Source organism: Achromobacter sp. NPDC008082 (assembly GCF_042957345.1).
Lineage (GTDB): Bacteria > Pseudomonadota > Gammaproteobacteria > Burkholderiales > Burkholderiaceae_B > Achromobacter > Achromobacter kerstersii_A.
In genome coordinates this window covers 287307-310491 of the sequence record NZ_JBIBIB010000002.1, presented here as the reverse complement: position 1 = coordinate 310491, position 23185 = coordinate 287307, and the positions used below count along the sequence as shown (strand labels likewise).

Annotated in this window: 23 protein-coding genes and 2 tRNA genes; 11 read left to right on the top strand and 14 right to left on the bottom strand. The window is 63.7% G+C overall.

Annotated features, from left to right (window positions below):
- Positions 1–23: 23 nt before the first annotated feature.
- The 10 genes from ACFZAI_RS08465 to glyA are packed head-to-tail and all read right to left on the bottom strand — an operon-like array spanning position 24 to position 12140.
- Entirely contained in the window at positions 24–1040 is a 1017-nt protein-coding gene (locus tag ACFZAI_RS08465) for a GlxA family transcriptional regulator (protein WP_391567094.1), read from the bottom strand.
- 21 nt (positions 1041–1061) lie between these two features.
- Complete coding sequence (locus tag ACFZAI_RS08460) at positions 1062–2228, bottom strand: 2Fe-2S iron-sulfur cluster-binding protein (protein WP_391566505.1); 1167 nt, start codon at positions 2226–2228, stop codon at positions 1062–1064.
- A gap of 9 nt (positions 2229–2237) precedes the next feature.
- Positions 2238–3515 (bottom strand): aromatic ring-hydroxylating dioxygenase subunit alpha, encoded by a 1278-nt coding sequence (locus ACFZAI_RS08455; protein WP_391566504.1) that lies wholly within the window; start codon positions 3513–3515, stop codon positions 2238–2240.
- Positions 3516–3523: 8 nt separating this feature from the next.
- The gene (locus ACFZAI_RS08450) at positions 3524–4291 is read right to left on the bottom strand and encodes an electron transfer flavoprotein subunit beta/FixA family protein (protein WP_391566503.1); all 768 of its coding nucleotides are present in this window, start codon (positions 4289–4291) and stop codon (positions 3524–3526) included.
- Positions 4284–5408, bottom strand: coding sequence for an electron transfer flavoprotein subunit alpha/FixB family protein (locus tag ACFZAI_RS08445; RefSeq protein WP_391566502.1), 1125 nt, complete (start codon positions 5406–5408; stop codon positions 4284–4286). Before ACFZAI_RS08445 ends, ACFZAI_RS08450 begins: the two co-directional genes overlap by 8 nt.
- Positions 5405–7243, bottom strand: coding sequence for a (Fe-S)-binding protein (locus tag ACFZAI_RS08440; protein ID WP_391566501.1), 1839 nt, complete (start codon positions 7241–7243; stop codon positions 5405–5407). Before ACFZAI_RS08440 ends, ACFZAI_RS08445 begins: the two co-directional genes overlap by 4 nt.
- A 2-nt stretch (positions 7244–7245) precedes the next feature.
- Positions 7246–9309 (bottom strand): FAD-dependent oxidoreductase, encoded by a 2064-nt coding sequence (locus ACFZAI_RS08435; RefSeq protein WP_391566500.1) that lies wholly within the window; start codon positions 9307–9309, stop codon positions 7246–7248.
- An 8-nt stretch (positions 9310–9317) separates the two neighbouring features.
- On the bottom strand, positions 9318–9842 hold the full coding sequence (locus tag ACFZAI_RS08430) for a DUF5943 domain-containing protein (protein ID WP_391566499.1): 525 nt from the start codon (positions 9840–9842) through the stop codon (positions 9318–9320).
- Positions 9843–9852: 10 nt separating this feature from the next.
- Positions 9853–10839, bottom strand: a complete 987-nt coding sequence (locus ACFZAI_RS08425; RefSeq protein ID WP_391566498.1) for a dipeptidase — start codon at positions 10837–10839, stop codon at positions 9853–9855.
- Positions 10840–10862: 23 nt separating this feature from the next.
- Positions 10863–12140 (bottom strand): serine hydroxymethyltransferase, encoded by a 1278-nt coding sequence (gene glyA, locus ACFZAI_RS08420; RefSeq protein WP_391566497.1) that lies wholly within the window; start codon positions 12138–12140, stop codon positions 10863–10865.
- 291 nt (positions 12141–12431) lie between these two features.
- On the opposite strand from glyA, the gene ACFZAI_RS08415 reads away from it, so the two are divergent.
- The 5 genes from ACFZAI_RS08415 to ACFZAI_RS08395 all read left to right on the top strand — a co-directional run bounded on the left by ACFZAI_RS08415 (position 12432) and on the right by ACFZAI_RS08395 (position 14894).
- Positions 12432–13442, top strand: coding sequence for a GlxA family transcriptional regulator (locus ACFZAI_RS08415; RefSeq protein WP_391566496.1), 1011 nt, complete (start codon positions 12432–12434; stop codon positions 13440–13442).
- Between the two features lie 218 nt (positions 13443–13660).
- Positions 13661–13736: transfer RNA gene (locus ACFZAI_RS08410), tRNA-Gly, on the top strand.
- Between the two features lie 55 nt (positions 13737–13791).
- Positions 13792–13865, top strand: a tRNA-Cys gene (locus tag ACFZAI_RS08405).
- A gap of 110 nt (positions 13866–13975) precedes the next feature.
- Entirely contained in the window at positions 13976–14293 is a 318-nt protein-coding gene (locus ACFZAI_RS08400) for a hypothetical protein (protein ID WP_391566495.1), read from the top strand.
- 1 nt (position 14294) lies between these two features.
- Positions 14295–14894 (top strand): DUF2946 family protein, encoded by a 600-nt coding sequence (locus tag ACFZAI_RS08395; protein WP_391566494.1) that lies wholly within the window; start codon positions 14295–14297, stop codon positions 14892–14894.
- Between the two features lie 7 nt (positions 14895–14901).
- Here the strand turns inward: ACFZAI_RS08395 and ACFZAI_RS08390 are convergent, their stop codons facing one another.
- Positions 14902–15366: a nuclear transport factor 2 family protein gene (locus ACFZAI_RS08390; RefSeq protein ID WP_391566493.1), complete on the bottom strand. Its 465-nt coding sequence runs from the start codon at positions 15364–15366 to the stop codon at positions 14902–14904.
- 98 nt (positions 15367–15464) lie between these two features.
- Entirely contained in the window at positions 15465–15866 is a 402-nt protein-coding gene (locus tag ACFZAI_RS08385) for a DoxX family protein (RefSeq protein ID WP_391566492.1), read from the bottom strand.
- 133 nt (positions 15867–15999) lie between these two features.
- Between ACFZAI_RS08385 and ACFZAI_RS08380 the strand changes: the two genes are divergently transcribed.
- The 5 genes from ACFZAI_RS08380 (at position 16000) to ACFZAI_RS08360 (ending at position 20188) form a co-directional block, all read left to right on the top strand.
- Positions 16000–16932, top strand: a complete 933-nt coding sequence (locus ACFZAI_RS08380) for a LysR family transcriptional regulator (protein ID WP_391566491.1) — start codon at positions 16000–16002, stop codon at positions 16930–16932.
- A 10-nt stretch (positions 16933–16942) separates the two neighbouring features.
- On the top strand, positions 16943–17524 hold the full coding sequence (locus ACFZAI_RS08375) for an NUDIX hydrolase (RefSeq protein ID WP_391566490.1): 582 nt from the start codon (positions 16943–16945) through the stop codon (positions 17522–17524).
- On the top strand, positions 17521–18294 hold the full coding sequence (gene aat, locus ACFZAI_RS08370) for a leucyl/phenylalanyl-tRNA--protein transferase (RefSeq protein WP_391566489.1): 774 nt from the start codon (positions 17521–17523) through the stop codon (positions 18292–18294). The genes ACFZAI_RS08375 and aat overlap by 4 nt, the downstream gene beginning before the upstream one ends.
- Positions 18295–18334: 40 nt before the next feature.
- Positions 18335–19069: an arginyltransferase gene (locus tag ACFZAI_RS08365; RefSeq protein WP_054424526.1), complete on the top strand. Its 735-nt coding sequence runs from the start codon at positions 18335–18337 to the stop codon at positions 19067–19069.
- 75 nt (positions 19070–19144) lie between these two features.
- Entirely contained in the window at positions 19145–20188 is a 1044-nt protein-coding gene (locus ACFZAI_RS08360) for a quinone-dependent dihydroorotate dehydrogenase (protein WP_391566488.1), read from the top strand.
- 115 nt (positions 20189–20303) lie between these two features.
- Here ACFZAI_RS08360 and ACFZAI_RS08355 read toward each other — a convergent pair whose 3' ends face one another.
- Entirely contained in the window at positions 20304–20882 is a 579-nt protein-coding gene (locus ACFZAI_RS08355) for a phasin family protein (protein WP_054424530.1), read from the bottom strand.
- A 383-nt stretch (positions 20883–21265) separates the two neighbouring features.
- Here ACFZAI_RS08355 and ACFZAI_RS08350 point away from each other — a divergent pair, with 383 nt between their 5' ends.
- Positions 21266–22243, top strand: coding sequence for a tripartite tricarboxylate transporter substrate binding protein BugD (locus ACFZAI_RS08350; protein ID WP_391566487.1), 978 nt, complete (start codon positions 21266–21268; stop codon positions 22241–22243).
- A gap of 69 nt (positions 22244–22312) precedes the next feature.
- On the opposite strand, the gene ACFZAI_RS08345 is transcribed toward ACFZAI_RS08350, so the two are convergent.
- The gene (locus tag ACFZAI_RS08345; RefSeq protein ID WP_391566486.1) at positions 22313–23176 is read right to left on the bottom strand and encodes an IclR family transcriptional regulator; all 864 of its coding nucleotides are present in this window, start codon (positions 23174–23176) and stop codon (positions 22313–22315) included.
- Positions 23177–23185: the final 9 nt, after the last annotated feature.

The following is a 23185-nucleotide window of genomic DNA, read 5'->3' as shown; positions in this document are numbered from 1 at the left end:
GCGCCGCTGGCTCCGGCCGGCGGCTACCCGCGCATCAGCCGCCGTTCGCTGGTGGGTGAATGGCCAAAGCGCGCGCGATACGCCTTGCTGAAGTGGCAGGGCGACTGAAACCCGCACGCCACCGTTACCCCCATGATGGACATCCGGGTCTGCAACAAGAGTTCGCGTGCGCGCAGCAGCCTTAACCCCAGGTAGTACCGCATCGGCGACATGCCCAGGTAGTACTTGAACATGCGCTGCAATTGGCGCTGCGACAAACCAACCTGGCTGGCAATGTCCTCGAAGGGCAGCGGGTCTTCAATATGCGCCTCCATCAACTGCCCAACCTTGACCAGCCCCTGGCGGTTAAAGCCCACGCGGGCCGCCATCGGAATGTGCTGCCGCTCGGTCGCCAGCCGTATTCGATCCAGAATGAATTGTTCCGACACGGCGTCAGCCAGCTGCGCGCCGAACCGCTTCGTGGTGATGCGCAGCATCAGGTCGATGGGCGCGGTGCCGCCGGAACTGGTCATGCGGTCGCGGTCAATGACGTAGAGGGCTTCGGTCAGCTCAGCAGAGGGAAACTCTTCGCGGACCGCGAACAGGTTTTCCCAATGCACCGCGCAGCGATAGCCCGACATCAGGCCCGCCTTCACCAGCGCATAACTGCCCGTGCAAAGCCCTCCCAGCGCAACACCCCGCCGAGCCCAGCTATTAAGCAGTTTGATCAGGGCATCGGACACATAGTCCTGCACCTGCAGCCCGCCGCAGACGAAAACAGCATCAAAGGCGCTATCGGGCGCCGGACCCGCCACGGGTGATATCCGAAGGTTATTACTTGCCTGCACCACCGTGCCGTCCAGCGTCATCACGGACCATCGATACAGCTCCCGCCCACTGACGTAGTTGGCCATGCGCAGCGTTTCCACGGCGCCGGCAAACGCGATCATCGAGAATTTCGGCAGCAGCAGAAAACAGAAGTGCAGCGCGCTGGAGTCCGTGGCAGCCGAACCGAACGGCGGGCGGGTGTCATCAGGCGCAGGGGCGTGGGCATATTGCATAGGCATGAGTATCGGCCAACCTCATTTGTCGATGCGCAAATTGGTCAAAGGCACACTGCAACATAACAACACCATGCCTTGGTCGATTTCGCGCTGGCGTATTCCGCCCTGGTGCCGCATGTCGACTTTGCCATCCAACAAGCGCACCTTGCACGTGCCGCACATACCCTGCGTACACGACGCGGGCAGGCGCAAGCCAGCATCCCGCGCGGCGTCCAGCAGGGCTTGGGCCGCGCCGCATTCGATGGTGCGCTGGCTTTTTTGGAAAACAATGCTGAAGGCGGTGGCCGGTGCGGGGCTGGAATTCGGGTTGGAATTCAGGTTGGAATTCGGGCTGGAATTCTGGTTAGCTGCGGACAATTCCGTCACGCCCGGCGCTTGGTGCACCGCTGGCAAGCGGTCAAACGAGAAGCTCTCTTCGTGATGCCGCGCCATGTTGAAGCCGGCTTCGCGCAGCATCTCTCTGACAGCCTGCATATACGGCGCCGGCCCGCAGACAAAGATCTCGCGCGTCATGAAATCCGGCGCCATCAACTGCAACAGCGGCAGCGTGATGCGGCCCGTCAGCCCATGCCAGCCGCCCTGCTCGCCCAGCCCTTCGCAAATGAAATGCGCCCGAAACCGCTGCTGCGTGGACGCCAGCAGCGTCAGCTCGCGTCCGAAGATGATGTCGTCCGGCGTTCGGGCGCTATGCACGAATACGGTATCGCGGTCATCGCATAAGTCGCGGTGCGTGCGCGCCATGGACATCAACGGCGTAACGCCGGAACCCGCAGACAAAAATAGATAGCGCTCGGCCGGATGCAATGCCGATGAAAAATCCCCAGCCGGTCCCAGCACGCGCACGGAATCCCCCACTTCCAGATGGTCATGCAGCCAGTTCGACACCGTGCCGCCCGGCACACGCTTGACGGTGATCGACAGCGTATGCGGCCGGGTCGGCGGCGACGAGATCGTGTAGCACCGGTTCACGCGCTGGCCATCGACGTCCAGCTCCAAAGTGAGGAACTGGCCAGGAGAGAACCGAAACGCATGCCCGGCCAGCGACCGGAAGAAGAAGCTCTTGACGTCGTGCGTCTCTTGCCGGACCTGGCAGCATTGCAGGGATTCCTCGACATCGCTGTCCCAAAGCGATGGCAAGCGCTGCCAGAACTCGGGTTGATGGATGCGTCGAAGCGCGTGCGGCATGGCGAAACCTCAACCCAGATAGCGCGCCGACAAGCGGCCGATGTACCAGTTGCAGAACTTCTCTACCAGCGCTTCCGTATGCGGCGAATAGGGGCCGGGCTGATAGGCCGCGCTGCGCACCCCTTGCTGCGAAAGTTCCACCAGCGTGCGGTCTTGCGCATTGGTCGCGCGCCACACGGCAGTCAGGTGATCAATGTCGTAATCCCGGCCTTCTTCCGCGTCCTTGTGCACGAGCCAGCGGGTGCGGACCAGGGTCTTCTCAGGCCCCAGCGGCAGCACGGAAAACGCCACGATGTGATCGCTCATGAAATGGAACCAGCCGTTAGGCTGCGTCCACAGCGACAGCCCGCCCAGGTCGGGGCGCACCAGATCGCCCAGCAACTTGCGCGATGCGGCATTGCCGTCCAGCGTTTGGGATTCGCCGCTCAGGTCCAATGGCAGGCGCCGCACGCGGTATCCAGTGACGCGGTCATCCAGCGCATCGCGTTCCTCTGACGGCAAACCCGCCGCCTCCCATTCCAGGCAGCGTTGCGCCGATATCTGCGCAAACTGCTCCAGCTGCCGCGCATTGGCGGGCGATGGCTGATAGCCAAAGCCAAATTCAAAGACCGACACGGTCAGCTCAGGGTGGTTGGCGGCGCAGTGATAGCACTCGCGGTTGTTCTCCATCGTGAGCTTCCAGTTGCAGTCTTCCACGATGTCCACCTGCGCCGCGACCTTGCAGTCTTGAATGCGATGCGGGCGCAGATAGGGTTCGACCTGCTCGCGAAAGGCTTGAAAATCTTCGGGCGCGTCGGGGTCCAGGCAGATGAAGATCAGGCCGCTCACGCTCTCGATACGCACAGGCTTCAAGCTGTGCTGGCTTTTGTCAAAGTTTTCACCCATGTGCTCGGCATAGGCCAGATTGCCGTTCAGGCGGTACGTCCATTGGTGGTAGGGGCACACAAGGTTGCCCGCAGACCCCTGCTCTTGCGCGCACAAGCGCGACCCCCGGTGGCGGCACACGTTATGAAAGGCGCGCAACTGGTCATCGTCGTCCCGCAAGATCACCACGGGCTGACGGCCGATATCTACCGTGATGTAGTCGCCCGGCTCCGGGATGTCGGGCTCGACCGCCACAAAGATCCAATGGCGGCCGAAGATGTCTTCCATGTCGAGATCAAAGATGGCAGGACTGATATAGAAATCGGCATCCAGGCTGTAGCCCGGCCGCCGATTGGCGATCAGGGTGCGGACGGCATCGTCCGCCTGCGCACGCACGACGGGAATCTGTTTGTAGGCATTCATCGTCCACCTCAATAATCGATCAGGCTGTGACGGCGCAGATAGGCAATGACCGCCTGCGCCTTTTCAACGGCGGTCCCATGGGTGATCACCGCACCGCCGCGGCTTTGCAGGGTGGTGGCGGCCAGCAGCCGCGCCCGCCCCGACCGTGACTCCCGCGCGGCCAGCTTGACGGGCGGCGCCACGGCCGGTTCCACCCGCGCGGCCGCCAAGGGCGCGCCCACCACGCGCGCGACGCGTGCGGCAACGTGGCCAGCGCGTTGACGGGCATAGACATGGCGCGGTTCGAACGGCGCCAGCGGATGCACCGCCAGGACCGCCGGCAACGATGCGGCGACTTCGCGCCGCCTGCCCTTGGGCAGAAACTGCTGTGTGACGATGCTGTCCGCGTGCAGCTGCGCGGTCAGCACCGCGGGCAATAGCGGCGCATGCATGGCCTGCGCCAATAAATACGGCAGCAGGCCGCTGCCTTCCCCGCTTTCCGCCCGGGTGCCGCACAGCACGATGTGGTAGCCACGCACGCGTTCGGCCAGCGCGCCCACAATGTCGCGCCCGCATGGCGCCTCGATAGCGTCGACGCTGACCGCGCCCAGCGCCAGATAGTCGCGCAATGCGGGCTCGGCGGGATCGCCGGCATGGATGACGTCGATATCGGCCGCGCCCTTCACCATCTCCTGCGCCATGGCTAGCGCCAGCGCGTCATTACGGCTCCAACGCGCCGCGCCGCTGATGGGGTGCGCTCCGACGGAAACCAGTACGGCAATGCGCAGCTTAGTCATGCCGCACCTGCTGGGCTTGATGCGCGGCGCGCGCACGGCGAACCTCGGCCAGCAGCGCCTGCGCCACGCTTTGCGTGTCATCGATGATGCTCAGGTCGGCGCGGCGGACGAGCGGTGCGCTGGCGTCCAGATTTACGGCAATGACGTGGCGGCAGTCCTTGATGCCTTGCAGATGCTGCACGGCTCCCGAAATGCCGAACGCCAGATAGGCGCTGGCGCTGACCGTCTTGCCCGTGGCGCCGATTTGCTGGCTGCGCGGAAAGCGGCCGTCATCGACCGCCACGCGGCTGGCGCCTACCGCCGCGCCCAGCGCATCGGCCAAGTCTTGGAAGCCCGCTAGATCCCGAACGCCGTTGCCCGCGGCGACGATCAGGTCCGCTTCTTGAAGGTCGACCTCGGTGGCGGGCAGCGAACGGGTGCCGTGGTCCCGATAGGCGGAGGTGGCTCGCAGCGGCGCGAGCTGCGCCCGCTTGCCATGGCCGATGAAGGGCAAGCGCTCGTCGACGACATCGGGCGCCAGCAGCACAATGCGCGGCAAGCTCCGAGACAACGCCCGGCATTGCATGCGCGTGTTGCCTGCGTACGCACTTGCCGCGCCCGCGTGGCTCAGGGCCACGACATGTGTGGCGACCGTGCTGCGGGTCGCCGCCGCCAGACGACGGCCAAGGTCGCCATCCGGCAGCCCGTTGTCGGGCAGGAAGATGTGCATGGGACTAAGGCGGTCGATCAAGGTCAGCAAGATGGCCAGTTCGACGTCAGGCGCATAGGCCGGGGGAACCGAGGTGGACGGCACGCAGGTCAGCGCGTCCACGCCCAAGTGCGCGGCGTCAGCGTCCAATTCGCCAAACACAAGCAGATGGACGGCGGTGTCCGCTTGCGCCAGCAACGCGGCCGCGGCGATGGTCTGGCGCGCGTGCGCATCCAGCTGGCCACGATCGCTGTGGGCAACGGCCAACACGTTGCGCAATGCAAGCTCGTCCGTGCGCAAAGGCTTGTTCGCGGCCGCGGGCTTGGCGCGCTTGCCGTCAGGCTGAACGCGTTCCAGCACGATACGCTTGATGCCTGCCGGGGTCAGCGTGTGCGGCCGGCGGGCGGGAAGTCTGCGGATGGGGTTCATTGTGGCTCCAACGCGTCGGCGACCAGTTCGGCGATATCCCGCACATCCGGCCGTGGGCCTACCACCCCTTCCAGCATGACCGTGCAGTTTGGGCAGGCGACCGCGACAGTCTCGGCGCCCACATCGCGCGCATCCTGGATGCGCAGGTCGGGAATGCGCTGCTTGCCGGGGATGTCGGTCAATGCCGCGCCGCCGCCACCACCGCAGCAACGCCCGTTCAGCCCGTGGCGTGTCATCTCTTTGATGGGAAACCCCAAATGACGCAATACCTCGCGCGGCGCCTCGGTTTCGCCGTTGTAGCGGCCCAGATAGCAAGGGTCGTGATACGTCAGGGCCTGGGGCGGATCGGCCAGCTTGAATCGGAGTCGGCCCGCCTTGACCAAGGCCGACAGCAGGCTAGTGTGATGCAGCACCCGATAGTGCCCGCCCAGCGCGGGGTATTCATTGCGCAGGCTGTGCAAAACATGGGGGTCCGGCGTGACGATGCGGTCAAACGTCAACGCGGACAGCGTGCGGATCAGGCGGCGCGCCAACGCCTGGAAGGTCGCCTCGTCGCCCAGCCGCCGGGCCACATCGCCGGTATCGGTTTCCAGTACGCCCAGCACCGCGAAGTCGACCCCGCCCGCCTGCATCGCCTTCACCAGCGCCCGCAGGCTGCGTTGGTAGCGCATGCCGAACGCGCCCTCGCCCACGATCAGCAACACATCCACGGACTTGCCGGGCTGGATTTGCGCCACGCCCAGATCGGCCGTCCAGTGAAAGCGCGCGTTCAGATCGAAGCCGCCTGCGGTGGCGGTCTCGCGCAGGTTGGCCAGCACGGCCGGCGCTTTGCCGGGTGCTGCGCCATGCTCAAGCGTTTGCTGGCGGCGCATGTCGATCACGGCGTCGACGTGTTCGATCAGCATGGGGCATTCGTGCACACACGCCCGGCACGTGGTGCACGCCCATAGCGACTCCGGCGCGATCAGGTCCGGCACCATGGGCTGCGTGGCATCGCCCGCCATCCCCGTGACCAGATTCTGGATCAGCTGCTTGGGATTCAGCGGCTGGCCCGCCGCATAGGCGGGACAGGCCGCTACGCACTTGCCGCATTGCACGCAGGCGTCAAAGCTCAGCAGCTGGTTCCAGGCAAAGCCAGAAGGCTGGCCCGCGCCCAGCGGTTGCACGCCGGGTTCAGGGCCCAGCGCCAAGGGCCGCAGCGCCGCCTTTTGCCCCGCCGATGTGCGGCCGAAGCGTTCGGGGCGCGGATGAAACGCCAGATGCAACAAGCCCGCGAAGGCATGCTTCATCGGGCCGCCGCGCGCCATGCCCGCCGTCAATTCCCACGCGCCCACCGCCAGCAGCGCGACAGTAGCCAGCCCTGCCGCCCCCGACAGTAACGGCGTGGGTATGCCGCCCAGCAACAACAAGCCCAGCGCCAGCGCGCCCAGCATCCAGGGCAGCCTGTCCCACATCCCGCGTGACAAGCGGGCGGGCGGGTTCCTGCGGCGGTGCCAGACAAAACCGACCCCGCCCAGCATGATCAGCGCGGCCAGCGCGATGGCCAGATCCAGCGCGGGCGAATAGAGCGCCAGGCCGTAGTTCACGGCCACCAGCATCATGGCCGCCACGGCGGCGCCCGCCGTCGCAATGTGCGTGCGGGCAATGTAGGGGTCGCGCGCCACCACTCGGTGCAGGTCTACGAAGTAGCGCTTAGGCGCGGCAAGCAGACCCCGCCAGCGCACGGGCGCCTTGCGCCCGGTGCGCCATAGCGCCGCACGGCGTAGCCCGCCCGCGGCGACGCCCAGCACCGACAACCAGAACAGGCCCGTAATAACGGCAGCGAAGGGTGCCATGATCAGAAGTCCTTACACAGGCGCAAGGCGTCGTAGATGGACGCATGGATGTTGTGCATCGAAATGCAATCGCCAACGCGGAACAGCAGATAGCGGCCGTCGCCCAGCGCTTCGGTAAGCGCCGGCTGCGGTTCGGCGGCGTATAGCGCCTGCACATCGGTTTGACCCAGGTTCACCGACTGCGGCTTAAGCATCCAATACAAAGCGTCGTTGGGCACGATGCCATTTTCGATCACCACCTGATCCACCACACGTTCTTCGCGCGCATCCGTGTATTCATTGCGCAGCAAGGCGATGGTCTTGTCGCCTTCGGTACTGACGCGCTCCAGCCAGTAGTTGGGCGTGAACACGACGTCTTGCGCGTACAGACGGCGGTAGAAAATCGGGAACGTCGTGCCGCCCACGTCGTCCGCCACCTTGGGGTCGGGGGTGACGACCTCAACCAACGAACCCCGGCTGGCCATGAAATCCGCCACACCCGCGCCCGCGTGCGTGCCGATGCCGTCATAGACCAGCACGTTGCGCGCGGGCTTTTCCTTGCCGGAAAGAATGTCCCAGGCGCTGACCGCCAAGCCGCTCGCCACGCCCCATTCGACCTGGTCATACACGTGACTCAAGCCGCCGGTTGCCAGCACCACGATGTCGGGCTGTTCGGCCATAACGGCTTCCTGCGTGGCGAGCGCGCCCATCCGGCAGTCGACCCGCAGCCGTTTGAGTTCCAGGTCAAACCAGCGGACGATGCCATCCATCTGCTCGCGCTGGGGCGCTTTGGCCGCAAGCAGTATCTGGCCGCCTATGGCCGCGTTGCGTTCGAACAGCACGACATCGTGACCCCGTTCGGCACAGACGCGCGCGGCCTCCATGCCCGCGGGGCCGGCGCCCACCACCACCACCTTTCGCCTTGGCCCGCGCGACCGGGGAACGATGTGCGGCATCGACACTTCCCGCGCCGTCGCGGCATTCTGGATGCATAGCACGTCTAGCCCGTCGTACTGCCGGTCAATGCAGTAGTTGGCGCCCACGCACTGTTTGATCTGGTCTTCGCGGTCGTCGCGGATCTTCATGACCAGATGCGGGTCAGCAATGTGTGCGCGCGTCATGCCGACCAGATCCGCATGGCCCGCCGCCAGCAGGCGTTCGGCCTGCACGGCGTCGCGGATGCTCTGCGCGTGCATCACGGGGATATGCACGGCCGACTTGATGTTGGCCGCCAGATACGCAAAGGGTTCGGGCGGCAGCGCCATCGGCGGCATACAGTTGGCCAGCGTGTTGTGCGTGTCGGCGCCTGACCCGATCACGCCCAGGTAATCGATCAAGCCCGTCTCGGCCATGGCTTGCGCAATGTCGCGCAGCGCGTCGTGATCCAGCCCGTCTTCGTGGAACTCATCCCCGCACATGCGCAGCCCCACACAGAAATCCGGCCCGACGGCTTCGCGCACGGCTTTCAATACGTCGATGCCAAAGCGCAGCCGGTTCTCAAGGCTGCCGCCATAGGCATCGCTGCGAAAGTTGGTGCGGGGGCTCCAGAACTGGTCAATCAGGTGCTGATGCGCGGCCGAGATTTCGATGCCGTCCAACCCCGCCTGCTGAACGCGTTTGGCGGCCGCGGCAAAGTCGCGGATGATGCGTGCGATGTCTTCGACCTCGATCGTCTTGGCGTTGCCCCGGTGAACGGGTTCGCGTACGCCGGACGGCGTCAACAGGTGCGGCCAGTGCTCGCCATGCCAGGCCGAACGCCTGCCCATGTGCGTGGCCTGAATCATGACCTTGGCGCCGTGGCGGTGCATGGCTTCGCTAAGCCGGGCCAGCGGCTCGATGACGCGGTCGGTCGTCAGGTTGACCGACCGCCACCATCCTTGCGGGCTATCGATCGACACGGGGCTGGAACCGCCACAGATGGCCAGCCCCAGCCCGCCCTTGGCCTTTTCTTCGTAGTACGCGATGTAGCGGTCGCCCGGCAGCCCGCCGGGTTCGGCGTGGACCTCGGCGTGCGCCGTGCTGACGATGCGGTTGCGCAGCACCACGCGGTTCAGCGTCAGGGGCGCAAACAAGTGGGGATAGCGCATGGCCGGCCTCAGGCAGCGACAGGGAGAACGGAGAATTCGCAGTGGGCATGGCCCTCTCCGGCGCAGCGGCTTTCGACGCATTGCGCACGGGCGACGCCCCCGTGCTGGTCAGCCACCCAGTCCATCGCGCCCGCGAACCAGCCCGAGAACATGTGGCACAGCTTCCCGCTGGCCTGAGGTTGGGCAAGGACGAACGCGGAATGGCGCAATTCAATACGCGCCGTCATCGCAGCCGGGTCGGCGTCAGTCAGCCGGAACAAGCCCCATCCGCGCTGAGACAGCCGCATCAGGTAGTGCTCGTATACGGCAAGTCCGGCGAGCCGGTGTTCCTGGGATTCCTTGTCGCACCAGTAGTAGGCGGATTGATGGCCCGCGTCGTACAGGATGCGCGCGTACGTGTCGCGGCCCAGCGCGCGTTCGGCCGCCAGATGGTTGTTGATGAAGAAGTGACGTGGCACATACAGCATCGGCAGCCCGTCGGTGCTCCAGACGCCGGTCTGTTCGTTGACGTCGATAGGCAGCTGGGGATTCATCGCAGGCTCCTTATGTTGATGCGGCCTGGTCCGGCCAGACTTCGCCGAACACGCGCAACCAGTTCTCACCCAGAATTTTCCGAATATGCACCTCGCTCCAGCCAGCACGCTGCATCGCGGCGGTCAGGTTGGGGAATTCGCCGATGGTCTGGATGCCTTCGGGGTTTCGGATAGCGCCGAAGTCGGTCAGGCGGCGATAGCGGCCCTTGTCGTGCGTCAGCCAATCGAAGAACGGCTGGCCATAACCTTGCGTGAAATCGGTGCCGATACCCACGGCGTCTTCACCCGCCAGATTGACCACGTAGGCAATGGCTTCGACGTAGTCGTCGACCGTGGCCTGCACGCCGCGCTTGAGAAAGGGCGGGAACATCGTCACCCCGATGAAGCCCCCGCGTTCGGCAATGAAGCGAAGCTGTGCGTCGCTCTTGTTGCGCGGGTGGTCCTTCAGCCCTGACGGCAGGCAGTGCGAATAGCAAACGGGTTTGGTGGACGCCAGGATGGCTTCTTCGGACGTCTTTGCGCCAACGTGCGACAAATCAATCATGATGCCGACCCGATTCATCTCGGCCACGACTTCATGGCCGTAGCCGGACAGGCCGCCGTCGCGCTCGTAGCAGCCGGTGCCAATCAGGTTCTGCGTGTTGTAGCAAAGCTGAACCACGCGCACCCCCATGTCGGCAAAGGCTTCGACCGCGCCCAGATTGTCTTCAAACGCCTGGCCATTCTGGAAGCCCAGGATGACGCCGGTGCGGCCGTCGCGCTTGGCTTGGCGGATGTCGCCGGTGCTGCGCACAAGGGTCAGCAAATCGGCGTTGTCGCGAATCAGGCGTTTCATTTCAGCGATGTTCGCGACGGTTTGATCAAACCCTTCCCAAACAGACACCGTGCAATTGGCGGCGGTCAAACCACCACGTTGCATGTCTTCGAAAACGGCACGGTCCCACTTGGAGATGATCAGGCCGTCAATAACCGTGCTTTTCTGATGAAGCGTGTTCATGGGATGCCTCGGTGCAAGATCAATCAATAGATGGGATGGCGCTGGCACAGCGCCAGCACGTCGCCGCGGATGCGGCGTTCAACGGCCTCGTGCTCGTCGGGACTGGTCGACAACATGTCGATGACCTGGACAATCATGTCGCCCACGGCGCGAAAATCGTCTTCGGTGAAGCCGCGCGAGGTGCAGGCTGGGGTGCCCAAGCGGATACCCGAGGTCACGGATGGCTTTTCCGTATCGAAGGGAATGCCGTTCTTGTTGCAGGTGATGCCCGCCAGTTCCAGCGTGCGTTCCACATGCGCGCCGGTCAGGCCTTTGGAACGCAGATCGAGCAATAGCAAGTGGTTGTCGGTGCCGCCGGAAACCAGGTCGACGCCGCCGCTTGCCAGCACGTTGCCCAGCGCGTCGGCGTTATCCAGCACCCGGTCGATGTAGCGTTTGAAATCGGCTTGCAAGGCTTCGCCGAACGCCACGGCCTTGGCCGCGACCACATGCATCAGTGGACCGCCCTGCAAACCGGGAAAGACGGCGGAATTGATTTTCTTGGCGATGGCACCGTCGTTGGTCAGGATGAACCCGCCACGCGGGCCGCGCAGCGTCTTGTGCGTGGTGGACGTCACGACGTGCGCGTGCGGCACGGGGCTTGGGTGCTTGCCGGCCGCCACCAGCCCCGCAATGTGCGCCATGTCCACCATCAGCATCGCGCCGACTTCATCGGCGATCTCGCGAAAGCGGGCGAAATCCAGCTTGCGGGGATAGGCCGAGTAGCCCGCGATGATCAGCTTGGGCCGGTGTTCCCGCGCCAAGTCGCGGACCTCGTCGTAATCGATCAGGTAGGTGTCCGGGCGCACGCCGTATTGCACCGCCTTGAACCATTTGCCCGACATCGCCGGCCGGGCGCCATGCGTCAGGTGGCCGCCCGCATCCAGCGACATGCCGAGCACGGTGTCGCCCGGTTGCAGCAGCGCCAGCATCACCGCGCCGTTGGCCTGCGCGCCGGAGTGCGGCTGCACATTCGCGTAATCGGCCTGGAACAATTCGCGCACGCGCAGAATGGCCAGCGACTCGACTTCGTCCACATGCTCGCAGCCGCCGTAGTAACGGCGGCCGACGTAGCCTTCGGCGTACTTGTTGGTCAGCACCGAGCCTTGTGCGTCCATCACCGCGCGCGACACCAGATTTTCAGACGCGATCAGCTCGATTTGCGACTGCTGCCGGCGCAGTTCGCGGTCTTGCATGGCCATCACAATGGGATCGCGCTTGGCGAGCGGCGCAGCGAAGAACGGAGATGAACTCTGGAACATGAGACCCTTCCTGCTTGAGCGATGACATTTGAAAATCCGGCACGCGCCGAGCCTGTGAAGCATTCTTTCCCAATCGGCTCAGAGGCAGTTATCCCAAGCGGACCAGATCTTGTCCGATTGCGACAAGCCGATGGCGCCATCGGCCGCAAACCCGCATGCAGACTGGCTCTGCGCGTTTTAGTAATTGTCTTAAGGGTTTAAACGTATGGCCGCTCCACCACGCAGCCTTTAAAAGCCGAAGCAGCTGAACCAGACATCGGTTCATCGGAATTCCGAACAAGGAGCGTGGTCATGATTACCCGTCCGACGGGCCCGGATCGTCAGCGTCTCAGGCATTTCGGCTTCCTGCCTTTGCCGCACTTCACCATGCTGTCTTTCTCGACCGCGATCGAAGTGCTGCGCATGGCCAATCACCTGTTGGGCGTGCCGTACTACCGGTGGTCGGTCGTCAGCCCGGCAGGCGGGCCGGCAGTGGCCAGCAATGGACTGTCGGTGTACGCCAGCCCGCTGGATGATGACGATCTGCCGGATGCCGTCTTTGTTTGCGGCGGCACGCGCTTGAGCCCGCAGACGGAACCCGCCACGTTGGATTGGCTGCGTGAAGTGGCTGCGCGGCAGATCACACTCGGCAGCCTGTGCACCGGCACGTATACGTTGATGAAGGCTGGCTTGCTGGAGGGCTACCTCTGCGCCAGCCATTGGGAAGACATGGCGACGCTGCGGCGCGAGTTTCCGGGCAGCCGGCTGTCCGAAGACCTGTTCGTGATCGACCGGGATCGCATCACCTGCACCGGCGGCACCGCGCCGCTGGACATGATGCTGAACCTGGTGGGAGAGTCTGCCGGGCCTGCCATCGTGGCCGCCATCGCCAACCAGTTCACCATCGAGCATGTGCGCGACCACAAGGACAAGCAGCGCTTGCCGATATCCATCCGCATGCCGGCCGCGCATCCGGCCTTGGCTGAAGTGATCGCACTGATGGAGGTGAACCTGAAAGAGCCGCTGTCGCTGGATGAACTGGCGCAGTTGTCGGGCGCGTCCCAGCGCCAGTTGCAACGGCTATTTCGCGAGCACCTGGACACCACCCCCAAACAGCATTACCTGAGCTTGCGGCTGCGGCACGCCCGCGCGCTGTTGCGGCAGACACCCATGTCGATCATGAGCATCACATCGGCCTGCGGGTTTCAATCCGCGTGCCATTTCAGCAAGTCCTATCGCGCGGTCTACGGCGCGGCGCCCAGTTCAGAGCGGCGCAATCCGCAGCCCATGGAACACTTTCACTACGGGGCGAGTCCGCCATAAGGCGATGGGCGCGTCACGCTGATGCAGGGACGTGGCCTTTTTCAGCACTCTTTTCGCCCCCCTCTACACAAGCCAAAAATTCTGTGTATAATCGCTGTCTTTGGTGGAGACGGCCTAGCGGGAAATGTCCCGAAGTCCTCACCAAGAAAAGCAGAAATAGCGTGCAGAAATGCATGCCGTACTAGATAACACCAAGCCTAGTACGAAGGCAGTACCCTGCGGGAGTAGCTCAGTTGGTAGAGCGCAACCTTGCCAAGGTTGAGGTCGCGAGTTCGAGACTCGTCTCCCGCTCCAAATACAAAAAGGAAGCAACGGCCAACCCCGCGCTTCCTTTTTTCTTGCAAGTGCTGGCGCAATGGCAGAGTGGTTATGCAGCGGATTGCAAATCCGTGTACGTCGGTTCGATTCCGGCTTGCGCCTCCAGCATCTTTCCCCCCTCCCCCCGTATTTCCCGCGCATCTGGTTACGCATCCCTACGCGCTGTCAATCGAATGATTGCTATGGTGACGCCGTTTTCAATTAACGTCGATCCTATGCACCGCATTCTGAATTCCCGTGCCTGTTCCCCGTTGCTTGCCCTGTCCGCCGCGGCATTGATGTCGCTTGCGCCGATGGCGGCCGAGGCCGATTCCGACCGGCACCATCACCGCCACGGACGCGAGTACAAAGAGAAGTATTGGGACGGCGCGTGCAAAGTCGAACGCAAGTGGAAGCGCAACGGCGAATACACGGAAAAGCGCAAATGCCGCGATGACTATCGCGGCGGCTACTACGCACCGCCGCAAGTCGTGATGCCCATGCCGGCGCCAGCCATCGTCATCAACCCTCCCCCCATCATCATTCGCCCCTGACATGGATCAATCGGTGAAGGACGCAATCGCCCGCTGGCCCAATGTGCCGGCCGTGTATGGCTGGCTGTCGCTGGATGCGCGCGGCCGGTGGCGCCTGCACCCCCAGGGTCAGGCTGCGCAAGGCGGCGCGGGCGAGTCCATCACCAATACCCAGATCCTGGACTTCATCAATCGCAATTACGAACACGATGAGGCCGGCCGCTGGTATTTCCAGAACGGGCCGCAGCGGGTGTTTGTGCGGCTGGATGGCGCGCCGTATGTGCTGCGCCTGAGCGACGACAACCAAGGCTTGCTGACGCACACGGATGTGACGGTGGCCGGGGTCAGCCACTGGTGGCTGGACGACGCGGGCCAGTTGTACGCCACGACGCCCGCAGGGCCCGGCATCGTGATGGACCGCGACCTGCCCGCGCTGCTGGAACGGCTGGTGGCGGATAGCGGCGCGCCGCTCTTGGACAGCTTGGCGGATCTGGCGCCCGCGCAACGCATCACCGTGTCGTGGCCGGGCGTATATGGCGCCGCGCCGCTGGAAGCCATCGCCAGGCATGAGGTTGCGCGGCGCTTGGCGTTCGAGCCCAACCCCAGCGCAACGCCAGACTAGGCGCGCCTTAGAACATGCCGTTGGTATTGGCGGCTTGTTCGGGTATGGGTTGCACGGCGTCCCAGTGTTCGACGATCTTGCCTTGCTCCAGGCGGAAGATGTCGATGATGGCATTGCCCCGCGTGCCGGGTTCGCGCACCGCATGCACATGCAGGATCACGTAGTCGCCATCGGTAAAGACACGCTTGATCTCGCTGTGCGACTTCGGAAATTTGTCGCGCAAATAGGCGACGAACTTGCGAAAGCCCTCGGGGCCGTCGGCCGCGTTCGGGTTGTGCTGCACATAGCGTTCCCCCACGTATTGCAACGCAGCGTCGGCATCCTTCTGATTCAACCCCTTCTCGTAGAACGCCAGCACGGCCGCCTTGTTGGCCGCCTCTTGCTCGGGCGAGGCCTGTACGGCGGGCGACAGGGCCGCGGCGAACAACAGCGCGCCCACGGCGCGTTTGGCGAAGGTCATCGGAAACAGCATGGGAACTCCTGAATGAATTAGGGCGGGCGGGTCATTCTATGACCCGCCCGCCCCCGCAACCACGACCGCAACGGTTAACAGTCTAGTGCGCGCGGCGCTCAGCCCCGGCCGCTCTTGACCAAGGCGAACTTGCCGTCACCCAGCAGCGCCAGCACGGCGGCGGCCACGGTCAGGAAGATGGGATATTCCCAGCCGCCACCCGCATTGCCGAAACCCCAGCCGTTGCCAAAGTGAACGGTCGACGCCACGAACAATTGCACCACCGCAATCGCGGCGACCCAGCGCGGCACGATGCCCAGAATCAGCAACACGCCCGCGCCCACTTCGAAGAACGTGACCGGGTAAGCCAGCCAGCCGGCAAAGCCGATCTTGGCGAAGAACTGCGCGGTGCCGGGCAGCGTAAACACCAGCAGCTTGGTCAGGCCGTGGGCCAGGAACATGACGCCAAGCGCCACACGAAGCAACAGCGCGGCATAAGGCGCGGTACGGTTATCGATCATTGCACTCTCCTTCGAGCGAGTTTCAGGAATCGCCCAAAACGGGAAGATTCTTCATGGCCGCTATTCTTGCGATTCCAAAAACAAAGATAAACATGCAGAATTGCAAATTATTGTTCCCCGATAGGAAATAATCGTGGACACCCATACCGCCATGCAGACCTACGCCAAGGTCGTGGAATTGGGCTCATTCGCGGCTGCGGCCGATAAGATGGGCCAGGCCCGCTCCGTGGTGACACGGCAGATCGCCTACCTGGAACAGAAGTACGGCGTGCGCCTGCTGAACCGCACCACACGCAAGCTCAGCATGACCGACGCCGGCCGTGCGTTCTATGAACGGGTGCGGCCGATTCTGGCGGAAGTGGCCGACCTGGAACTGTCGCTACAAGCCGAAGGCCAGCGCCCCAGCGGCCGCCTGCGGGTCAGCGCGCCGGTGTCGTTCGGCATTCTGCACCTGGGGCCGGCCATCGCCGAATACCTGCAGCGTTACCCCGACGTCATCATCGACCTGGACCTGAACGACCGCGTGGTGGATCTGGTGGAAGACGGCTACGACGTCGCGGTGCGCATCGGCCCGCTCTTGGATTCGTCGCTGGTGGCGCGCCCGTTGGCGGCGCAGCAACTGCTGGTTTGCGCCGCGCCCGCCTACCTGAAGCGCCACGGCACGCCCCAAACCCCTGAAGACTTGAAGCAGCACCGCTGCCTGCATTACGCGTATGCCAGCACCGGCAATGAATGGCATTTCGAGAAGGATGGGGTGACGCATCTGGTGCGGGTGAACGCCGCCTTGCGCGCGAACAACGGCGACGTGCTGCGCACCGCCTCGCTGGCGGGACACGGCATCATCCTGCAGCCCGAATTCCTGGTGGGCGACGACATCCGCGCGGGCCGGCTGATCGCGCTGCTGACCGACTACGCACACACCCCGATCTCGATGTACGCCATTTACCCCCACCGGCGCTTCCTGTCGCCCAAGGTGAGGTCGTTTGTCGAGCACCTGGAAGAGCGCTTCGGCAGCCCCGCCCCCGTGTCGCCAGCCAGACGCACCAGTCCCCGCCGCAGCCGTTAGAATCGTACCCATGACCGCAAAACCGCCCATCGAATACTTCCCCGCCCCCCGCCGTTCGCTGTTTTGCACTCAGTGCGGCACCCCCCTGAACCGCCGGGTGCCGGAAGGCGACAACCGTGAGCGCGACATCTGTGATCACTGCGGCGCCATTCACTATCAGAACCCGCGATTGGTGGTCGGCACGGTGCCGGTGTGGGAAAACCGCGTGCTGCTGTGCCGGCGTGCAATTGAACCGCGCTACAACACCTGGACGCTGCCGGCGGGTTTCATGGAGCTGGGTGAAAGCACGGCGCAAGGCGCGGCCCGCGAAACGCTGGAAGAATCCGGTGCGCGCATTCAGCTGGGCGAACTCTATACCTTGATCGACCTGCCGCAGATCGATCAGGTGCATGTGTTCTATCTGGCCCAGGCGTTGGGGCCTGAACTGGACCCCGGCCCTGAAAGCCTGGAGGCCCGCTGGTACGAAGAGTCTGAAATTCCCTGGGACGATCTGGCGTTCCGCACGGTGACAACCACGCTGCGCCACTACTTCGACGACCGCAAGCAAGGCGTCTTCGTCCCCCATCACTACACCCTAGAATCGCACCGTTGAAGCTGCCCTGGCTTGCCGTCGACACCCCGTTTCCGCCAGCGGAATTCGCGCTGACGGAACCTGACGGCCTGCTCGCCGCGGGCGCGGACCTGTCCCCGGAACGCTTGATCCAGGCGTACTCCAACGGCATCTTCCCCTGGTATTCCGAGGGCGAACCGGTGCTGTGGTGGAGCCCCGATCCGCGCATGGTTCTGGCCATTGACGACTTTTCGCCATCGCATTCACTGCGCAAACTGCTGCGCCAGATCGCTAGCCAGGAATACATGGCGTCGCCCCGCGTGCAGGTGCGCGTGGACACCGTGTTCCCGCAGGTGATGGCGCAATGCGCCGCCCCGCGCGACGGCCAGCCCGGCACATGGATTACGTCCGCCATGCAGCAGGCGTATGCCGACTGGCATCGGGCGGGCTATGTGCACAGCATCGAAACCTGGATCGACGGCGAGCTTGCAGGCGGGCTTTACGGCATCAGCCTGGGCCGCATGTTTTTCGGGGAATCCATGTTCACCCGCGTGCCAAACGCCTCGAAAATTGCGCTGGCCTACCTGGTGCGCTATCTGGCTACCCAGGGCGTGGAACGCATCGATTGCCAGCAGCAGACGCGCCATCTGGCCAGCCTGGGCGCGCGTCCGATCTCGCGGTCGCGCTTTTTGCAGCATGTGCGCCATGCCACGTCGCAACCCCCGATTCCCTGGGCGCGCGGCGTGCTGGACAGCACCGGCCGGCTGTTACCCGACGCCACATTTGACGCCGACTTCGGCGTTAATATGTAGCGATCCATCGCCGACGTATCCGCGCGATGCGCAATTCCCCATGAGCCAGCTCAAAGAACTTCCCTTCTCCACGCTGCAGTTCTACGCAACCGCCCCCTACCCTTGCAGCTATCTGCCGGGTCGCCAGGCTCGGTCGCAGGTGGCCGCGCCCGGCCATCTGATCAACGCGGGCACCTATTCACAGCTGGTCGAACAAGGCTTTCGCCGTAGCGGGCTGTTCACGTACCGTCCCCATTGCGATAACTGCCGCGCCTGTGTACCCGTGCGCGTGGATACGGCGGGCTTCGCGCCCAACCGCAGCCAGCGGCGCGCCTGGCGCGACCATCAACATCTGCAGTCCTTCGTGGCAGAACTGGCCTGGTCGCCCGAACATTACCGCCTCTATACGCGCTATCAACAAGGGCGGCATCCGGGCGGCGGCATGGACGAAGACAGCCGCACGCAGTATGCGCAGTTCCTGCTGACCAGCCGCGTGAACACCCGGCTGGTGGAGTTCCGCGATGCCGAAGGCGTGCTGATGATGGTGTCCATCATCGATGTGCTGGATGACGGGCTTTCGTCCGTCTACACCTTCTACGACCCCGATGTAGAGGGCAGTCTTGGCACCTACAGCATCCTGTGGCAGATCGAACAGTGCCGCACGCTGAACCTGCCCTGGCTGTATCTGGGCTACTGGATCGCAGACAGCCGCAAGATGTCCTATAAGTCCAGCTTTCATCCCGCGCAATTCCTCGTCGACGGCGAATGGCGCGACCAGCACGATCCGTCCCTCTGATTTATCCCCCGTTGCGTTCCCGCGCGCCTGCGGCTGCCCGCTAGGCCGGCGAAATTCGCTCTACAATTCCGCCCCATGTCTATCCTCTTCCACGCCTATCCCCTGGCCCGCCCGGCGTTGTTCGCCATGGACGCGGAAACCGCCCACGAAGTTACGCTTTCGGGCCTGCAACGCGCGTATGAATGCGGCGCCACGCGCAAGCTCATGCATGCGCAGCCCAAAGCGCCTTGCACGCTGATGGGCATGCAACTGGCCAATCCCATCGGGCTGGCGGCGGGGCTGGACAAGAACGGCGCGTATATCGACGCGCTGGGCAATCTGGGGTTTGGTTTCATTGAAGTCGGCACGGTGACGCCGCGCGCGCAGCCCGGCAACCCGAAGCCGCGCATGTTCCGGCTGCCGCGCGCCAATGCGCTGATCAACCGGCTGGGCTTCAACAACCAGGGCCTGGATGCCTTTCTGGCGAACGTGCAGCGCAGCCAATGGCGCAAGCAAGGCGGGATTCTGGGCTTGAATATCGGCAAGAACGCCGATACGCCGATTGAACGCGCCGCCGATGATTACCTGATCGGCCTGGAAGGCGTGTATCCCCATGCGGACTACGTGACGGTGAATATTTCGTCGCCCAACACCAAGAATCTGCGGGCCTTGCAAAGCGGCGATGAATTGTCGTCGCTGCTGGCGCAATTGGCCGACAAGCGCCGTGCGCTGGAAGATCAGCACCAGCGCCGCGTGCCGATGGCGGTGAAAATTGCCCCCGATCTCACGCAAGACCAAATCGACGCCATCGCCGACACGCTGCCGCGCCACGGCATTGACGGCGTCATCGCCACCAACACAACGCTGTCGCGCGACGCCGTCACGGGCCAGGCGCACGCGGACGAGGCCGGTGGCCTGTCGGGCGCGCCGGTGCATGAATTGTCGTTGAAGGTGATTCGCCGCCTGAAGGAACAGCTGGGCGACAGCCTGGCCATTATTGGCGTGGGCGGCGTGATGTCGGGCCAGCAGGCGCGCGAGAAAATGGCCGCAGGCGCCGACGCCGTACAGTTGTATACGGGGTTGATCTACCGCGGCCCGGCGCTGGTGGGCGAGTGCGTGAACGCCGTCCAGAAGCGATAGCAAAACAAGCAGGCAAAAAAAGGGGCCACCCTGTGGGTGGCCCTAATTCCAGCTCTGCTCTGTCACTCAACAGTACTACATTACTGCAATTTGCGCAGCATCGCGCGCCAAAAACTTAGGCGGTGCGACGGCTACGGCTGGCAACCTTGGTGGCGGCATCGGCGGCATCCGTTGCAGCCTTGAAGGTCGCGTTGGCGGCGGCATTCAGGTTCGATTCGGCGACTTCAGCAGCCTGCTTGGCGGCCTTGGTCACGGAATCGTAGGCGCTGTTGGCGGTGGCCAACGAGGACTTGATCAGGGCAACGGCGCTTTCGGAACCGGCCGGCGCGTTCTTGGAGAACTGGTCGACGGCTTCGCTCAGCTGTTGCTGGCTTTCGGCGATCTGTTCTTCGGTCAGCTTGACCAGGTTGCCCTGCACGCCGGCAACGATGTCATACACGTGCTTGGTGTAAGCCATGGCCTTTTCAGCGCCCGGTTGCAGCAGGCCCGATGCGAACGCAGCGGCTTCTTGCGGATCTTTCACTTCAGAGGCTTGCTGCGAGCGCTGGGCGACTTCGTCCAGCGTGGCGCGCACGACCTTCATATTCAGTTCAACCAGCTTTTCAAAGCCAGCGAAAACAGCGGATTGGGCGGCCACGAAAGTGTTGATGCTGGCCTTCTGGCGGTCCAGAACTTGTTGCGGAATTGCGCTCATAGAATGCTCCTTTAGGGGTAGCCGGAAGCTTTCCGGCAAGTCAGGATGGTTGTCTGCGACGAAAAATAAAAACGTGCGCGGAAACTGGTACTACAAGCTACCGCCGGCCCGTTTGATGCACTGCACAATTCACATTCTAGACTGGCAGTTTTTCTTGTCAAGCTGTTTTTGTGCAACGCAACAAGTATTTGCACTTTAACGGTGCAGGCCGCTGCACGCCTTTGATCCAGAACAAGAATTTCCCATGATTCGGGAAATACCGGACATGACGGCGTATCAATTCTTTTCTACACTGCTTTCACGCTGATGACAGATAAAACAAACCATAAGTCAGCGGCATAAAACTAAATCGCAGCAAGCAAAACCCTGCAATTGGAGACTTCATGACCCTCATCCCCCGCACGCTTTCGGCCCTGCTCGCGGCCAGCGCCATGCTCGCCACTGGCGCCGCCCAAGCGGAATATCCGGAACGCCCCATCAATATGGTGGTGCCATTCGCCGCAGGCGGTCCGACCGACAACGTCGCCCGCTCGCTGGCGGAAGCCATGCGGCCGAGCCTGGGCCAGACGGTTGTGGTGGAAAACAAGGGCGGCGCCGGCGGCACCATCGGCACGACGCAAGTCGCGCGCGCCCAGCCGGACGGCTATTCCATCCTGCTGATGCACGCCGGCTTCTCCACTGCGCCGTCGCTGTACAAGAATCCCGGCTACGACCCTTACAAGAGCTTCGAGCCCATCGGCCTGGTGGTCGACGTGCCAATGACCATCATCGCGCGCTCGGACTTCCCGCCTAACAACATCAAGGAACTGGCCGAGTACGTCAAGGCGAACAAGGACAAGGTCTCGCTGGCCAATGCCGGCATCGGCGCCGCCAGCCATCTGTGCGGCACCATGCTGGTGGAAGCGCTGGGCGTGCAATTGCTGACCATCCCGTACAAGGGCACCGCCCCCGCCATGAACGATCTGCTGGGCAAGCAGGTCGACCTGATGTGCGACCAGACCACCAACACAACGCAGCAGATCGACAGCGGCAAGGTCAAGGCCTACGCCGTGACCAGCCTGCAACGCGTCCCCACGCTGCCCAAGCTGCCGACGATGGACGAGTCCGGCTACAAGGGCTTCGAAGTGGGCATCTGGCACGGGATGTGGGTGCCGAAGGGCACGCCCAAGCCGGTCGTGGACAAGCTGATCAAGAGCCTGCAAACCGGCCTGGCCGACCCCAAGTTCCAGGAACGCATGAAGCAGCTGGGCGCCACCGTGCTGACCAATGAAGCCAACCCGCAAGGGCTGGAAGCCAAGGTGAAGCAGCAAGTGCCGCAGTGGGCCGAGCTCTTCAAGAAGGCAGGCGTCGAACAGCAGTAATGCGGTTCGAATAAGCGCTGTCTGCCTACAAAAAAGCCCCTTGCGGGGCTTTTTTTGCGTCTGTGCGAGCTACGGACGCAAGGCTTCCGCCGCCATGCCTAACCCATTGAAACCGGTGGAGACCGAGGGTTCGTAACCCAATGCTTCGGAAATGCTGGCGGCGGTATCCACCAGCGCCTTGATCCAGTCATCCTGCAAACGTTCAGCGGGCGCCGAGATCGACAGGCCCGCCACCAGCTTGCCGGTGTCATCGAAAATGCCGGCCGCGATGCATCGCACGCCCAGCTCAAGTTCTTCGTTGTCGCGCGCATAGCCGTGGCGGCGCACCAGGGCCAGCTCGCGTTCCAGGCGGTCCAGATCCGTCAGGCTGTTGCGGGTGTGGCCCGCCAAGCCGGTGCGCAGCGCATAAGCGCGCACCTGGCGCGCGTCGCCGGTGGACAGAAACAGCTTGCCGGTGGACGTCAAATGCAGGGGCGCGCGGCCGCCAATGGCGCGCACCACCTGCATGCCCGAGCGTTCGCTCCAGGCGCGGTCGATGTAGACGATTTCGTCGCCTTGCTGCACCGACAGGTTGATCGTTTGCCCGGTCAGCTTGTGCAGCGAACGCATGGCCGAAATGGCCGCTTCGCGCACGTTCAGCCGCCCTTTTACCAGCGACCCCAGTTCCAGCAAGCGCATGCCCAACTGATACAGGCCGTTGTCGACGCGCTCGACATACCGGCCTACGACCAGATCGTTAAGAATGCGGTGCGCGGTGGAAGCGTGCAGGCCCGTGGTCGCGGACAATTCCTTGAGCGTGACAGGGTCCTGCTGCGCAGCCAGGGCGTCAAGCAGGCGCATGGCGCGCTCGATGACCTGAATGGCGATGGGATGGCCGGACGCGCCTTCGGTCTCGGCGTCCAGGGGATTGCGGGGTGTCGTAAGACGGGGCATAGGGGGAGG

Excerpts from the sequence above, each read along its gene's own strand:
- ACFZAI_RS08465 (WP_391567094.1), bottom strand. The coding sequence starts at position 1,040 with ATGCAATATGCCCACGCCCCTGCGCCTGATGACACCCGCCCGCCGTTC.
- ACFZAI_RS08460 (WP_391566505.1), bottom strand. The coding sequence starts at position 2,228 with ATGCCGCACGCGCTTCGACGCATCCATCAACCCGAGTTCTGGCAGCGC.
- ACFZAI_RS08455 (WP_391566504.1), bottom strand. The coding sequence starts at position 3,515 with ATGAATGCCTACAAACAGATTCCCGTCGTGCGTGCGCAGGCGGACGAT.
- ACFZAI_RS08450 (WP_391566503.1), bottom strand. The coding sequence starts at position 4,291 with ATGACTAAGCTGCGCATTGCCGTACTGGTTTCCGTCGGAGCGCACCCC.
- ACFZAI_RS08445 (WP_391566502.1), bottom strand. The coding sequence starts at position 5,408 with ATGAACCCCATCCGCAGACTTCCCGCCCGCCGGCCGCACACGCTGACC.
- ACFZAI_RS08440 (WP_391566501.1), bottom strand. The coding sequence starts at position 7,243 with ATGGCACCCTTCGCTGCCGTTATTACGGGCCTGTTCTGGTTGTCGGTG.
- ACFZAI_RS08435 (WP_391566500.1), bottom strand. The coding sequence starts at position 9,309 with ATGCGCTATCCCCACTTGTTTGCGCCCCTGACGCTGAACCGCGTGGTG.
- ACFZAI_RS08430 (WP_391566499.1), bottom strand. The coding sequence starts at position 9,842 with ATGAATCCCCAGCTGCCTATCGACGTCAACGAACAGACCGGCGTCTGG.
- ACFZAI_RS08425 (WP_391566498.1), bottom strand. The coding sequence starts at position 10,839 with ATGAACACGCTTCATCAGAAAAGCACGGTTATTGACGGCCTGATCATC.
- glyA (WP_391566497.1), bottom strand. The coding sequence starts at position 12,140 with ATGTTCCAGAGTTCATCTCCGTTCTTCGCTGCGCCGCTCGCCAAGCGC.
- ACFZAI_RS08415 (WP_391566496.1), top strand. The coding sequence starts at position 12,432 with ATGATTACCCGTCCGACGGGCCCGGATCGTCAGCGTCTCAGGCATTTC.
- ACFZAI_RS08400 (WP_391566495.1), top strand. The coding sequence starts at position 13,976 with ATGCACCGCATTCTGAATTCCCGTGCCTGTTCCCCGTTGCTTGCCCTG.
- ACFZAI_RS08395 (WP_391566494.1), top strand. The coding sequence starts at position 14,295 with ATGGATCAATCGGTGAAGGACGCAATCGCCCGCTGGCCCAATGTGCCG.
- ACFZAI_RS08390 (WP_391566493.1), bottom strand. The coding sequence starts at position 15,366 with ATGCTGTTTCCGATGACCTTCGCCAAACGCGCCGTGGGCGCGCTGTTG.
- ACFZAI_RS08385 (WP_391566492.1), bottom strand. The coding sequence starts at position 15,866 with ATGATCGATAACCGTACCGCGCCTTATGCCGCGCTGTTGCTTCGTGTG.
- ACFZAI_RS08375 (WP_391566490.1), top strand. The coding sequence starts at position 16,943 with ATGACCGCAAAACCGCCCATCGAATACTTCCCCGCCCCCCGCCGTTCG.
- ACFZAI_RS08365 (WP_054424526.1), top strand. The coding sequence starts at position 18,335 with ATGAGCCAGCTCAAAGAACTTCCCTTCTCCACGCTGCAGTTCTACGCA.
- ACFZAI_RS08360 (WP_391566488.1), top strand. The coding sequence starts at position 19,145 with ATGTCTATCCTCTTCCACGCCTATCCCCTGGCCCGCCCGGCGTTGTTC.
- ACFZAI_RS08355 (WP_054424530.1), bottom strand. The coding sequence starts at position 20,882 with ATGAGCGCAATTCCGCAACAAGTTCTGGACCGCCAGAAGGCCAGCATC.
- ACFZAI_RS08350 (WP_391566487.1), top strand. The coding sequence starts at position 21,266 with ATGACCCTCATCCCCCGCACGCTTTCGGCCCTGCTCGCGGCCAGCGCC.
- ACFZAI_RS08345 (WP_391566486.1), bottom strand. The coding sequence starts at position 23,176 with ATGCCCCGTCTTACGACACCCCGCAATCCCCTGGACGCCGAGACCGAA.